The 13,109-nt window shown below is 60.3% G+C and carries 11 protein-coding genes; 6 read left to right on the forward strand and 5 right to left on the reverse strand.

The window, feature by feature from the left end; translation table 11 throughout:
* Positions 1–49 precede the first annotated feature (49 nt).
* Both pqqU and OK409_RS05445 read left to right on the forward strand, forming a co-directional pair.
* Positions 50–2,170 (forward strand): TonB-dependent receptor PqqU, encoded by a 2,121-nt coding sequence (pqqU, locus tag OK409_RS05440; protein ID WP_187513616.1) that lies wholly within the window; start codon positions 50–52, stop codon positions 2,168–2,170.
* Between the two features lie 21 nt (positions 2,171–2,191).
* Positions 2,192–2,533: a contact-dependent growth inhibition system immunity protein gene (locus tag OK409_RS05445; RefSeq protein ID WP_060680165.1), complete on the forward strand. Its 342-nt coding sequence runs from the start codon at positions 2,192–2,194 to the stop codon at positions 2,531–2,533.
* A 13-nt stretch (positions 2,534–2,546) separates the two neighbouring features.
* Here the strand turns inward: OK409_RS05445 and OK409_RS05450 are convergent, their stop codons facing one another.
* The 3 genes from OK409_RS05450 to OK409_RS05460 all read right to left on the reverse strand — a co-directional run bounded on the left by OK409_RS05450 (position 2,547) and on the right by OK409_RS05460 (position 4,172).
* Entirely contained in the window at positions 2,547–3,107 is a 561-nt protein-coding gene (locus OK409_RS05450) for an isochorismatase family protein (protein ID WP_033771725.1), read from the reverse strand.
* A gap of 15 nt (positions 3,108–3,122) precedes the next feature.
* On the reverse strand, positions 3,123–3,548 hold the full coding sequence (locus tag OK409_RS05455; RefSeq protein WP_010245273.1) for a MarR family winged helix-turn-helix transcriptional regulator: 426 nt from the start codon (positions 3,546–3,548) through the stop codon (positions 3,123–3,125).
* 66 nt (positions 3,549–3,614) lie between these two features.
* A complete protein-coding gene (locus OK409_RS05460) occupies positions 3,615–4,172 on the reverse strand; it encodes a helix-turn-helix domain-containing protein (protein WP_045140377.1) in 558 nt (185 codons plus the stop codon).
* A gap of 84 nt (positions 4,173–4,256) precedes the next feature.
* Here OK409_RS05460 and OK409_RS05465 point away from each other — a divergent pair, with 84 nt between their 5' ends.
* The 4 genes from OK409_RS05465 to OK409_RS05480 all read left to right on the forward strand — a co-directional run bounded on the left by OK409_RS05465 (position 4,257) and on the right by OK409_RS05480 (position 12,336).
* Positions 4,257–5,468, forward strand: a complete 1,212-nt coding sequence (locus tag OK409_RS05465; RefSeq protein WP_264366841.1) for a benzoate/H(+) symporter BenE family transporter — start codon at positions 4,257–4,259, stop codon at positions 5,466–5,468.
* 171 nt (positions 5,469–5,639) lie between these two features.
* Complete coding sequence (locus tag OK409_RS05470) at positions 5,640–7,007, forward strand: SrfA family protein (RefSeq protein ID WP_264366842.1); 1,368 nt, start codon at positions 5,640–5,642, stop codon at positions 7,005–7,007.
* A gap of 2 nt (positions 7,008–7,009) precedes the next feature.
* Complete coding sequence (locus OK409_RS05475; protein WP_264366843.1) at positions 7,010–9,973, forward strand: virulence factor SrfB; 2,964 nt, start codon at positions 7,010–7,012, stop codon at positions 9,971–9,973.
* Positions 9,970–12,336 (forward strand): virulence factor SrfC family protein, encoded by a 2,367-nt coding sequence (locus OK409_RS05480; RefSeq protein WP_264366844.1) that lies wholly within the window; start codon positions 9,970–9,972, stop codon positions 12,334–12,336. Before OK409_RS05475 ends, OK409_RS05480 begins: the two co-directional genes overlap by 4 nt.
* Here the strand turns inward: OK409_RS05480 and OK409_RS05485 are convergent.
* Together OK409_RS05485 and OK409_RS05490 are read right to left on the reverse strand one after the other, a co-directional pair.
* Entirely contained in the window at positions 12,333–12,596 is a 264-nt protein-coding gene (locus tag OK409_RS05485) for a barstar family protein (RefSeq protein ID WP_010670099.1), read from the reverse strand. The genes OK409_RS05480 and OK409_RS05485 overlap by 4 nt on opposite strands.
* 2 nt (positions 12,597–12,598) lie before the next feature.
* On the reverse strand, positions 12,599–13,033 hold the full coding sequence (locus tag OK409_RS05490) for a ribonuclease domain-containing protein (protein WP_264366845.1): 435 nt from the start codon (positions 13,031–13,033) through the stop codon (positions 12,599–12,601).
* Positions 13,034–13,109: the final 76 nt, after the last annotated feature.

A 13,109-nucleotide genomic window follows, 5' to 3' on the forward strand; every position in this document is an offset into this window, starting at 1 on the left:
GAAATTGTTCCACCTGGTTCATATCCTCTCTTTTTTCAGGCCACATATAATGAAAATAATCTCTCTGCGCCAGGCGACGCTGTTGATGTTGCCTGCCATTTTGCCACTGCCGCTGCTGGCGGCGGATAATGACAATACCCTGGTCGTCACGGCCGCACCGCCGGAAACGGGCCTTAACGAACTCGATACGCCTGCGGCCCTGAGCGTGGTCAGTGGCGACGATATGCGCCAGGCAGCGCCGCGCGTTAACCTGTCGGAAAACCTCAGCAGCGTGCCGGGTCTGCAGATCCAGAACAGGCAAAATTACGCACAAGACCTGCAGCTGTCGATGCGTGGCTTTGGCTCCCGCTCAACCTACGGCGTACGCGGTCTGCGCATCTATGTGGATGGCATCCCGGCCACCATGCCGGATGGTCAGGCGCAGACCTCCAATATTGATATCGGCTCGATTGATCATGTCGAGGTGCTGCGCGGCCCGTTTTCTGCGCTGTATGGCAACGCTTCGGGTGGCGTGATCAATGTCACCACTCAGCAGGGTCAGCAGCCGACCACGCTTGAAGCCAGCAGCTGGTACGGCAGCTACGGCAGCTGGCGAAACAGCGTCAAAGCCAGCGGCGCGACCGGTGACGGCAGCCATGCCGGGGATGTGAACTACACCGTCTCCGCCTCACGCTTCACCACTCACGGCTATCGTGATCACAGTGCTGCGCAGAAAAACCTTGGCAACGCCCGACTGGGCGTGCGTATTGATGATGTCAGCACCCTGACGCTGCTGTTTAACAGCGTTCACATTGACGCGCAGGATCCCGGCGGCTTAACCGAGGCGCAGTGGCGTGAGAATCCACGTCAGGTGGTCAGCAACGTCCCGCTTTATAACACCCGTAAGACTGTCGATCAGACTCAGGGCGGCCTGCGTTATCAGCGCCAGATGAGTGAAAATGACGACCTCAGCGTGATGCTCTATGCGGGCATGCGCGAAACTACCCAGTTCCAGTCGATCCCTGCAGCCGTGCAGCGCAACCCGTCTCATCCCGGTGGCGTAATCGCCCTGACCCGCCACTATCAGGGCGTCGATACCCGCTGGACCCATCGCGACACGCTGCTGTCGATTCCGGTGGCGCTGACCGGCGGACTCGACTACGAAACCATGACCGAGCGCCGCAAGGGCTATGAAAACTTCACGGTCAGCAACGGGGTGACGCAACTGGGCGAACAGGGCAATCTTCGCCGCAACGAGCGCAACCTGATGTGGACGCTCGATCCCTATCTGCAGACCGCCTGGCAACTGACCGATAAGCTGTCGCTGGATGCGGGTGTGCGGTTCAGCACCGTTAACTTTGACTCTAATGACTTCTATATTCAGCCCGGTAACGGCGACGACAGCGGTGATGCGCGCTATCACAAATGGCTGCCCGCTGCGGCACTGAAGTATGCCTTTGACCCAGGCTGGAACGCGTGGATCTCCGCCGGTCGCGGCTTTGAAACCCCGACCATTAATGAGCTCTCTTACCGTTCAGACGGCGCGACCGGTCTGAATCTGGGGCTGAAACCGGCCACCAGCGATACGCTGGAGATTGGTAGTAAGAAACGCATCGGCAATGGCTTGATCAGCGCGGCGTTGTTCCAGACCGATACCCAGGATGAGATTGTGGCGGATGCCAGCAGTGGCGGACGCACTACCTATAAAAATGCCGGTCAGACCCGCCGTCGCGGTCTGGAGTTAAGCCTGGATCAGCAGTTTGCCTGGGACTGGCGGCTGAAGATGGCCTACACCCTGCTGGATGCGCGCTATCGCACTAACGCCTGCGGCAGCGACAGCTGTGACGGCAACCGCATTCCTGGTATTGCCCGTAACATGGCTTACGCCGGACTCGGTTATCTGCCGGAACAGGGCTTTTATGCAGGCAGTGAGGTACGTTATCTGAGCCAGATCGCCGCTGAAGATCAGAATAGCGTGAACACCCCGTCCTACACCGTTGCAGCGGTTAACAGTGGCTATAAGTGGCTGGTTGAGAACTGGACACTGGATCTGTTTGGCCGGGTCGATAACCTGTTTGACCGGCACTATGTGGGTTCAGTGATTGTGAATGAGAGTAATGGACGCTACTTCGAATCCGCGCCGGGCCGCAATTACAGCGTCGGTTTAACGCTGGGTTATGCCTTCCGCTAAATTATAACGGGTAACGTCATTATGTTCTCACGTCTTATCCGTGGATGGGGTGATAAACCCGTGAAACAATACCCGGCGCTAACCGGCATGTTAAGAGTGTTTTTAAGCTGCCACCATGACGACTATGGCAATACCCTCGAAGAAATGCTTCAGAGCTATATTGATCATGACATGCCTGTTATCGAAGCGCGGAATGAAATAAACATCCTGCTTCAGAATGAGGATGATGATTTGAATGTCATTATGTCAGCGATTGCTGGTGAAGAGTTTCGTCCGGCCCCCTGGGGAGAAACGTGGCGCAGTTTTTTGATAAGAGCTGTGGCTGCCCTCAACGGGCCACCGTCGCGGTGGCCCGACGCTTAACGTCACACGCCAATCATGCGCGCGAATTCAGCTGCGCCTTAATATCCTCACAGCTGCCGGTTTCACCCAGGCGCGGGAAGATCAGGTTCACGCTATTGTTGTGCGTATCCAGGTTGAGATCGGTCATCGCATCGGTCGCCAGCGTGACGTTGTAACCCAGCTCATACGCCTGTCGTGCGGTAGATTCCACGCCGATACTGGTCGCGATACCACAAATCACTACCTGAGTAATGCCGCGCTTTTGCAGCTCATCGTGCAACGCTGTGGCGTGAAACGCACCCCAGGTTTTCTTGGTGACCGTAAGGTCATTTTGCTGTGGGGTCATCGCCGGAACCAGCGTGGCCCAGTCGGCGGGCAATTCGCCGCTGTGACGTGCCTGCTCATTGCGGCCCGGCGCCCCACCAGCCACGTTAACCAGCACAACCGGCAGATCGTACGCGCGAAACGCCTCAGCCAGTCCGGCACAGCGTTCGATCACCGGCTGCGGTTCATGAACCAGCGGCAGCGCCACAATGCCATGTTGCAGGTCGATAACAATCAGCGCAGTTTTTGCATCCAGTGTGGTTACAGCCATGTTGAATCCTCAGATTTAATAGTCAGTGAGTCGTTGCAGCAGAGGGAGAACGTCGGTCAGTTGCTGCTGTTCTGCCGGACTCAGTCGCGCTTCCAGCGTCCGGACCAGCCAGTCATCGCGCATCGCGCGACTCGACGTAATCACCGCCAGGCTGGACGTCGTGGGAAGATAGCGGGTTTTACGGCCATCATGGGGATCCGGCTCGCCCGTCACCAGTTCCGCCGCCAGTAACCCGGCGACGGTCGCGCCCATTGACTGGGTGCGTACGCCCTCGGCCGCCGCCAGTTGTGTTACCGTCATCGCCCCATCGCGAACCAGATGACCCAGCACCGCGACCTGCGACCAGGTCAATTCACCAGGCGGCGCTGACTCGCGCAACCGGCGGCCCAGCTTGCCCACCAGCATACGCAGCATTGCAGCGGATTCAGTCAGATCGCTCATTACCCGTCTCCATCGATAAGCGAAAGTATAAAGATACGAAGGTAAACTGTGTAGTTTGCTCAGGTATCAATTTGTAACGTCCGGGCGCTGCAGATAGTGGATCAGACTGTGGAAGCGCAGCGGCGTGCTGAGCGGGTTACGGTAGCTGTGCAGCACATCGGCCCTGAACTGGAACGCCTCCCCGGCGAGCAGACGTCGCCAGAGGTCACCGACGCCCAGCAATAGTTCGCCCTCGATGATCACCACCTGCTCCACACAGCCCGCTTCATGGGGCGAAGAATGACTCTGCGCGCCCGCTGCCAGCTCCACCGCCAGCAGATCAAAACGCAGTTGCGGATCGTAAGGCAGCAGCGACCGTACCGACATGTCGGCATTGGGCTGACTGAATCCAGGCGCGGCGCCTGAAGGCAACACGCTGCCGTCGATAAAAAAGGAAAACGGAACGTTGAAACCGGTGGCAATCTTCCACAGCGTCGCCACGGTGGGACTCGATTCGCCGCGCTCAATCTGGCCCAGCATCGCTTTACTGACGCCGGTTCGCTCCGCCGTCAGCGTCAGGCTCCAGCCATTGGCCTGCCGCAACTGTCTGAGCGCGCTGCTCAGGTGTTGCTGAAAATCCGCCATTTTTTCTCCTGCTTTCTCGTCATCCTGGTGAGTGACGTTATGGCAATAGTGTAACACTTGTGCGTTATAGCGCATCATGCGACCATGTGCGCTATAACGCACAACCTCATAAAGAGTCTGACCATGACGAGAGCGGAACCTCCCCGTTTTACCCTGCCGATGCTGGTCTCCGGCTTCGTGGCTGTGCTGGTGGGCTACAGCAGCAGTGGCGCGATTATCTATCAGATGTTTCAGGCGGCGGGCGCCACGCCCGCGCAGATTGGCGGCTGGCTGTCGGTGCTGGGCATTGCGCAGGGGATCGCTTCGCTGAGCCTGTCACTGCGCTACCGCATGCCGGTGCTGGCTGCCTGGTCAACGCCCGGCGCTGCGCTGCTGGCGACCAGTTTTCACGGCATTTCGCTGAATGAGGCGGCAGGCGTCTTTGTTTTCGCCAACCTGCTGATCGTATTGTGCGGCGTCACCGGCCTGTTTGCCCGGCTGATGAACTACATTCCTGCCTCGCTGGCAGCGGCGATGCTGGCAGGTATTCTGCTGCGCTTCGGGCTGCAGACCTTTGCCGATTTGCAAAGTAACTTTGTACTGTGCGGCAGCATGTGCCTGGCCTGGCTGCTGGCCCGCCGCTGGCTGGCCCGCTATGCAATTCTGGTCACGCTGCTGGTGGGTGTTGCCGTCGCGCTGGCACAGCACGCCATCCACTTTCCGCCGCAGCCGATTAGGCTGACAATGCCGGAAGTCGTGATGCCGCACTTTACCCTCACCACGCTGCTGGGGATCGGCGTGCCCTATTTCCTGGTGACGATGGCGTCACAGAACGCCCCCGGCATCGCCACGCTGCAGGCGCACGGCTACCGTCCACCCGTCTCTTCACTGATGAGCTGGACCGGATTAATTGCGCTGCTGCTGTCGCCATTAGGGGGGTTTTCGGTCTGCGTGGCGGCGATTACGGCGGCCATCTGCATGAGCGATGAGGTCGACCCAAATCCTCAGCAACGCTGGCGTGCGGCGGCGCTGGCGGGGATCTTCTATCTGCTGGCGGGCGCGTCCGGTGCGCTGATCGCCGTGCTGTTCAGTGCCCTGCCTGTGGTGCTGATTGAGGCGCTGGCGGGTCTGGCACTCCTTGCCACGCTGGGTGGCAGCCTCCACCGCGCACTGGATCTGCCTGCCGAACGCGACAGCGCGCTGATCACCTTTCTGATCACCGCATCCGGCGTTTCGCTGCTGGGCATTGGTCCGGCCTTCTGGGGACTGGCGGGCGGCGTCATCGCCCACCTGCTGCTGGTGCGCAAATCCGGCTGATTGCGTCATACTCTCTGAAATAGCGGTGGTTTTTCCGTCAGCCGGTGAAAAAAACAGTGGATTTACCCCCTTTTCTGCCGTTTGATTTGTCCTTGCCCCGCGTAAAATCAACCTAATCGTCGATAACACGCGATTTTCTGCCTCAGACAACGACCGATAAGGGCCCAACAGGTGGCAAAAACTTTTCTGCGCAGCGGTAATTTAGATGCAGTTCTGGCGTTAGGTGAAAATGGCCAGCCGGTCTACGCCTCAGCATTGCAAATTCGTGAAACCCTGCGCCTGCGCCGTCAGAGCGCACTGGCAGATTGCCTGGCCATTCCTCAGGCCAATGAACGGGGCGATCGCCTCGACTGGTATGCCCCTTTTAGCGGCCGGGTCAAATCCTGGCTGGGTGCCAGCGATCATGAACGTCGCGCGGCGCTGCAACAGCTCACCGCCTGTCAGCAGGATATGCAGGATCTCAGTACGCGCGCGCGCGCGGCAGAGAACCCATCGATGCGGCTGTTTGGTGCGCTGCTGAGCAAAACCCTGCAATTCCCCGACCAGCAGTATGTCTATCTGGTTGATGGCAAACCGGTCATCACCTTCTGGGGCTTTGTCGATGCCCAGGCGCGTAGCCGCGATGACGCGCTGGCCTGCCTGCGTGACACGCTGGAAGAGAACCTGCCGGTGGCGCTGGTTGAACCGCTGCCTGAGCTGCCTGCCGCGCCGGTCATCGCTGAACCAGTGATGATCGCTGAGCCCGAACCTGAACCTGAACCTGTGGCTGAACCGCTGCCGGTTGCAGCACCCGTTGAAGCTCAGCCGGCGACGCCTGTAGCGGCTCGCCGCCGTTTCCGCGTCTGGTATCTGTTACCGCCGGTGGCGATTGCTGCCGCCGTGACGGTGGCCGTGTTGCTGCATCGTTCAGAACCCGTAAAAACACCGGTTGCCACTGCGAAGCCAGCGTCAGCCCCGGCGACGGTATCCACTCCGGCCCCGGCTGCGACTCCGGCACCGGTTGCGGCGACACCGTCTGTCACCCCACCTGCCGAGCAGGCAGCACCGGAAAAACTTCCCGAATCGCAGCCGCAGAAACCGGCCAACACCACCACCGATACCGCACCGGCAACCTCATCTGCTACCCTTGCCACAACGGTGACGGCGCCGGTTCCGGCCAAACCCGATGACCTGATCGTGACGCCGGATGCGGTGCGCGATGGCCAGGTACGGGTGATTGATGGCCGCTGGCGTGTCACTATCGACCAGATGCCGACGCCAACCGGTAAGCCTCCGGTAATGCGCTTCCAGTTTAAAAACGGCAAAGGCAGCGTGCAGATCGCCCAGGGCAATACTACCTGTAAAGCGGATGTCAGCGCGGCCATGACCAGCGCCGGTAACCTGGTGATTGAGAGCCGCTACACGGCGAAGTGCCAGAACAGTTCGCGCTACCGTATGCCACTGCTGGTCTGCCATGCGAGTATCGGCGCCGCAGTGTGTGAAGCGCAGTATGCTGATGACCGGGTCTTCCCGATGACGATTAAGCGTGAGAGTAAATAACGATGCTGGCTCCCCTGATCGATGACAAACAAAAAATTTCGCTGATTGAAAACAGCGGCGTGCAGTTTCTGGATTTTGGCCTGCAACTCTCAGATACCCCTGCGCGCCGCCAGTTTGTGCGCCAGACCGCCAACGGCCCGCTGCTGCGCCTGAACGTCGATGGCAACAGCGGTAAGTTCCTGCTCTATCCGGAAGATGGCGGCGCTGCGGAAGTGGTGCGCCCGGAGTCTGATATCGCGCTGGCGGACTCGCTCTCCCTGCTGTCAGCCTGCTGGCTGCCGCTGCCGATGCTGCGCTGTGCCAGCGGACGTCGTTTTATCGGCGGTCCTGAAAACTGGGCGCGGATGCGTCTGGTTGCGCTGCCCGCGCCCGATGCAGCAGGCAATACCCATCGCGTCAGCCTGGCCTTTGATACCCGCTGCGTGGCGGAACAGGATGGCGGTGAACAGCTCGGCCTCAGCACGGCTGATGCTCAGAACGGTGTGACCTTTGCGCTCGCCTGGCACAACTACGAGTTGGGTGATTTTCTTGACCTGACCTGGGTTGACGGCTGGCTGCGCGAATCCTTTACCGACCGCGTCTCCGATCGCCGCGAACAGGCGATTAATCAGGCGCTGCGCGAGTTTGAGTATCAGGCGCACTACCTCAATCTGCTGGAACTGCTGGGCGAACAGCTCGACCTCAGCGAGATCCATATTCAGGCCGCCACGCTGCAGACCCCGGCGGTCAATGTCGATATCATTCTGGATGTCGGTAACTCCCATACCTGCGGCATTCTGGTGGAAGATCATCCGGAAGAGAGCAACGGCCTGAAGCAGACCTATGAGCTGCAGCTGCGCGATCTGTCGCAGCCGCATCAGGTTTACAACGAGCTGTTTGATAGCCGTCTGGAGTTTGCCGAGACCCGTTTTGGCAAAGCGAACTTCTCGCTGGAGAGCGGTCGTGAGCAGGCCTTTATGTGGCCTTCTCTGACCCGCGTCGGCCGTGAAGCGAGCCGTCTGGCCCTGCAGCGTGTGGGACTGGAAGGCAGCACCGGCCTCTCCAGCCCGCGCCGTTATCTGTGGGATGAGGCGCGCTATCAGCCAGGCTGGCGTTTTAACACGCCCGGCGAACAGGCTGAACCGCTGGCCTATGCCGCGCCCTTTACCACCCTGCTCAACGACGAAGGCCAGCCGCTCTCGACGCTGGCACCGGACGATCGTCTGCCGGTCTTTTCTCCGCACTACAGCCGCAGTTCGCTGATGACCTTTATGCTGTGTGAGCTGCTGGCTCAGGCGCTGATGCAGATGAACAGCGCGGCACAGCGTCAGCGGATGCCGCAGAGCCACGCGCCGCGTCAGCTGCGCCATGTGATCCTGACGCTGCCGTCAGCGATGCCGAAGCCGGAGCGTGAAATTTTCCGCCGCCGGATGCAGGAGGCGCTGGCGCTGGTCTGGAAAGCGGAAGGCTGGCTGGCTGACGAAGATGACCTTTCACCATCACTGCCACGTCAGAACCCGAAACCGCTGCCGGATGTGCAGATGGAGTGGGATGAAGCGACCTGTGGTCAGATGGTCTGGCTGTTTAATGAAACCCAGGTCAACTTTGCCGGTCGCGCCGAAGACTTTTTCAGCAGCATGACCCGTCCGGATCGCCCGCGCGATGCTGACGAACTGCCAGGCAAGAGCCTGCGCATCGCCTCGATTGATATCGGCGGCGGCACTACTGACCTCGCCATCACCCAGTATCGTCTGGATGATGGTCAGGGCAACAACGTCAAAATCACGCCGCGACTGCTGTTCCGCGAAGGCTTTAAAGTCGCGGGCGACGATATCCTGCTGGACGTGATTCAGCTGTGGATTTTACCGGCGCTGCAGCAGCATCTGCAGAAAGCGGGCCTGACGCTGGCGGAACCGCTGATGAACAAGCTGTTTGGTCACGACAGCCGCATGGACGGTCAGGCCACGCTGCGTCAGCAGATCACCTTACAACTGTTTATTCCGCTGGCGCAGGCGGTACTGGAACGCTACGAAAACTGGGATCCGCTGGAGAGCCACGCGGAGATCAACGCACTGTTTGGCGAGCTGGTCGATCAGCCTCCGGGCGAAGCGGTACTGGCGTTCGTCAACGGCGAGATTCAGCGCGAGCTGGGCGGTAACAGCCGCTTTGACCTGCTGCAGGTGCCGCTGGTGGTGAGCCTGTCCCAGCTGCACGGTGAATTTATGCAGCACCGGATGGCGATTATCCCGGCGCTGCGCTCAATGTGTGAAGTGGTGTCGCTCTATCAGTGTGACGTGCTGCTGCTGACCGGTCGCCCGTCGCGCTTCCCGGGCATTCAGGCGCTGGTGCGTCATCTGCAACCGCTGCCGGGCAGCCGTATTTTGTCGCTGGAAGGCTATCACACCAGCGACTGGTATCCGTTTAACAAACATGGCCGCATCGACAACCCGAAATCGACCGCGGCGGTCGGCGCGATGCTCTGCCTGCTGGCGCTGGATCTGCGCCTCAGCAGCTTCTGGTTCCGCGCAGGCGATTTTGAACCCTACTCGACGATTCGCTATCTTGGCATGCTCGACGAAAACCAGGCGCTGACGGACGAGAACCTCTGCTACAGCGAAATTGACCTCGACGATCCCGGCTATGTGCTGGATAAAAAGCGCAGTTTCCGTATTCGCGGCAACGTCTGTCTCGGCTTCCGCCAGCTTGATAACGATCGCTGGCCCGCCTCGCCGCTCTATAGCCTGACGCTGAACGACGCCACCCTGGCGCGTAAAGTGGCCGGTGAGAGCGTGCTGCGCATCCGGCTGGCGGTAAAAGCCGGACCCGACGCGTCCGGCCCGGAAAGTCTGGTGCTGAGCGATGCCCGTCTGGATGATGGCACCCGCGTGCCGCTGGAGCAGTTGAGTCTTAAGCTGAATACCCTGTCGGCGACCGGCAATGCCAATGCGCAATACTGGATTGACAGCGGGAGCGTATGTAAACGATGAAAGCCCTGAAACCCCGTCAGCCGCAAACGCTGGCAAAACGTCTTGGCCTGTTGCAGGACGCCCTGAATAACAGTCTGGCCTGGATTGAGAGCAGCCGTGAGCAGTCGCCGCGTCTGGCGCTGGAAGCAGAAACCCTGACGCTGCAACTGCGCCAGGCGCGCGTGCAGACTCAGGCGCTGGCGCAACAGGTGGCGCGTCCGGTGACGCTGGCGCTGTTTGGCCAGTCGCAGGCGGGTAAGGCCTGGCTGCTGAACGAAATGGTGGCCGATGCACAGGGCCAGTTAGTGACCCGCATGGGTGATAAACTGCTGAACTGGTTTCAGCATATCAATCCCGGCAACCTCGATTTTGCTACCGCCACCCGTTTCAGCCATCAGCGCGAGCCGCTTTCAAACGAGTGGCCGGTTGAACTGATGCTGCTGAGTGAAGCGGAGATCGTACGGCTGATGGTCGCCTGTGCCGGCGCGACAACGCCCGACACCGCACAGATCGACAGCGCACTGCAGCGCCTGCAGCGTCATCGCCTCGCCACGCCGCTGGCGGGTCTGGAAGGCGATGCGCTGGTGACACTCTGGTCCTGGTGCCGTCGCCGTGCGCACCACGATGCGCGGCTTGATCGTCATTTCTGGCCGCAGGCGGTTGAGCTGGCGCCCTGGCTCAGCGTTGACGACCGGGTACAGCTTTTTTCACTGCTGTGGCCTGGTCAGCCTGAACTGAATGAGATGCTGCGCACCCTGCTGCATCTGCGTCACCAGTTGCGTAACAGCAGCCGGGTGCTTGCTCCACTGAGCCTGCTGACCGACACATCACTGCTGCCGGCCGAGCAGCTGATTGTGCCGGCCAGTGAGCAGGATCAGCAGCAGCTGGTGGAAGTCTGCCCGCTGAATGGTAACCGCATCGGTAAGGCGCAGAACGTGCCACTGGGATTACTGGCGCTGCTGACGCTGGAAGTGCTGGTCCCGCTGAGTTCCACACCGCGAACCGCACTCTATGATGATGCTGATATGCTGGAACTGCCCGCGCCAGGCCAGTCCGGTGACGCGGCAATCCAGGAAGATCGTCAGCGCCTGCAGCAGCAGGATCCGCTGCGTGCCCAACTGCTGGAACAGAAACGTGCCCTGCTGCCCGGTTTTTACGCCGCGCGTCAGGCAATTGATCTGCTGCTGGTCTGTACCGCAGCCAGCCAGCGTCAGGATGCCGACCTCGCCAGCGAAACGCTGCGCGAATGGCAGCGTCAGCAGCCCGCACAGGAATCTGCAGAGAAACCGCGCCTGATCTGGGCGATTACCCCTTTCGATGCCCGCCATCAGCAGGTCAATGTGGATGAAGCGGTGCAGCGTCAGATGGGACAGCCCGGTCAGCACTGGGGATCGATGCTGGCACTGGATCGCGCGGGCGTCGACCGCATGGCGAGCTGGTTGCAGGATGAGATGCAGCCGGAAGCCCGCCGCGACATGCTGCTGGCTCAGCTGGCGCAGATTCAGCACACTGTGGTGGAGCGGCGTTTATTGCCCTGGACCGAAGCGGGTGCCAGCCCGGAACAGGCGGCACGCAAACAGAATATCGCCGATACGCTACTGAAGTGTTTACAGCATCGGACCGGCCTGCATGGCGAGCTGCTGGAACGCCTGCAGCCGCCGCGTGAGGCGCTGCGTCAGCTGTGGCTCAATCAGTCCGCCTTACAAGGCAGCAAACCGGCCAGTATTCAGGCCCCGGAAAATCAGTTTGGCATCGGGTTTGAATTTGACCTGTTCAGTGAGAGCCCGGCTGAAGCGCCGGTTCAGCCGCGTCAGAGTCTGCAGAGCGCGCAGCACTATCCGCGTCAGGTGCTGCTGCTGTGGCTGGATCATCTGCGTCAGCTGCCGGAAAACCGCAGCCTGCTGGCGTTGCTGAACGTGGATAAGCCAACGATGGAGTGGCTGGTTGAAGAGCTGATCACGGCCGGATTCCGCACCGATATCGCGCAAAAGCTGCAGCAGGCGCTGCATGAGCCCGATACGCAGAGCGTCAGCCATGAATCACGCGCGGATCGTCAGGTGACGCGGGCGATGACGGTGCTGGGGGATTTTGTGGCCTGGCTCGGCTTTTTACAGCGTCCTGAAAATGAACGCCCTGCCAGCCGCGTTAACCGGGGTCAGGTGATTTTCTCGCGGCCTCCGGCTCCCAGCGTCAGCTTCAGTTCCGGTCAGCGTCTGACCAGACTCTCTGCCGCCCCGGCCAACCACACGGCCTACTATATCTACGACTGGCTGGTGGGGCTGAACCAGGTCATCATTGAGAATAATGGTTACACCGGCGGCGGCGATCTGCCGCTGGCAGCCCGCGAAGCGCTGGTTGCGCTGCTCAAGCCGCTACGCGCTTAATCAATGATCAGGCGCAGTTCGCCCTCCAGCGACTGCGCCGCCTCTTCCAGCAGCGCCAGCACCGGCGCTAAATCGGCCTGATGCGCGGCATAGTGCTGCAACCACATTGTCGCAGGCAGCGCCATCCCGCCCGTCAGCCAGTCCCATAACGCATCCAGATTATGTCCAAAGGTCTGCGGACAGCCGCTCTGCTCAGCAAACTGCTGATAAAACGCCGCGCGCGTGGTGAGCTGACGCAGGTCAAAGGTCAGATTAAGCATGATCAGGGCACCTGCCTGAAACTGCGGTAGTGATCGGTGGAGAGAAACACCAGCCCGTCAGAGGAGTAAACCAGGCGATCGGCGTCGCGATGCCCGCAGCGATAATTCACATCCGCTTCATACCACTGACGGCCCGCACGCGCGGGCAGACGCTTCTCACGGTTCGTAAAGCGATCGCCGCCAATGGCTCTGCCTGGCAACACGTCACACAGGTTGCCTTTGGCCGGATTCCAGCCACGCTGGCGCGCGTCGTTTTTGGTGAGGTAGTAGTCCGGCAGTTGCTGATGCTGCAGCACCCAGCGCGCCACGGTATGGGCGTCAGTCAGGGTGGCGATATCGGCCTGGGCAGGGGCTGAAACGGAATTCAGATAGGGTTTAAGGCCGTAGAAACAGGCCGCGAGGACGAGAAAAAGTCCAATCCAGAGTTTTTTTGACATGATGGCATCCGTGACGACAGGACGCAGATGATACCAGTTTTGCGCGCAGAGAAAAGCGCGGGCCAGACAAGCTGGC

Source organism: Pantoea sp. RG18 (genome assembly GCF_025910075.1).
Lineage (GTDB): Bacteria > Pseudomonadota > Gammaproteobacteria > Enterobacterales > Enterobacteriaceae > Pantoea > Pantoea agglomerans.

Coding starts and splice junctions, on each gene's coding strand:
- pqqU (WP_187513616.1), top strand. CDS start 50: ATGAAAATAATCTCTCTGCGCCAGGCGACGCTGTTGATGTTGCCTGCC.
- OK409_RS05445 (WP_060680165.1), top strand. CDS start 2,192: ATGTTCTCACGTCTTATCCGTGGATGGGGTGATAAACCCGTGAAACAA.
- OK409_RS05450 (WP_033771725.1), bottom strand. CDS start 3,107: ATGGCTGTAACCACACTGGATGCAAAAACTGCGCTGATTGTTATCGAC.
- OK409_RS05455 (WP_010245273.1), bottom strand. CDS start 3,548: ATGAGCGATCTGACTGAATCCGCTGCAATGCTGCGTATGCTGGTGGGC.
- OK409_RS05460 (WP_045140377.1), bottom strand. CDS start 4,172: ATGGCGGATTTTCAGCAACACCTGAGCAGCGCGCTCAGACAGTTGCGG.
- OK409_RS05465 (WP_264366841.1), top strand. CDS start 4,257: ATGTGCGCTATAACGCACAACCTCATAAAGAGTCTGACCATGACGAGA.
- OK409_RS05475 (WP_264366843.1), top strand. CDS start 7,010: ATGCTGGCTCCCCTGATCGATGACAAACAAAAAATTTCGCTGATTGAA.
- OK409_RS05480 (WP_264366844.1), top strand. CDS start 9,970: ATGAAAGCCCTGAAACCCCGTCAGCCGCAAACGCTGGCAAAACGTCTT.
- OK409_RS05485 (WP_010670099.1), bottom strand. CDS start 12,596: ATGCTTAATCTGACCTTTGACCTGCGTCAGCTCACCACGCGCGCGGCG.
- OK409_RS05490 (WP_264366845.1), bottom strand. CDS start 13,033: ATGTCAAAAAAACTCTGGATTGGACTTTTTCTCGTCCTCGCGGCCTGT.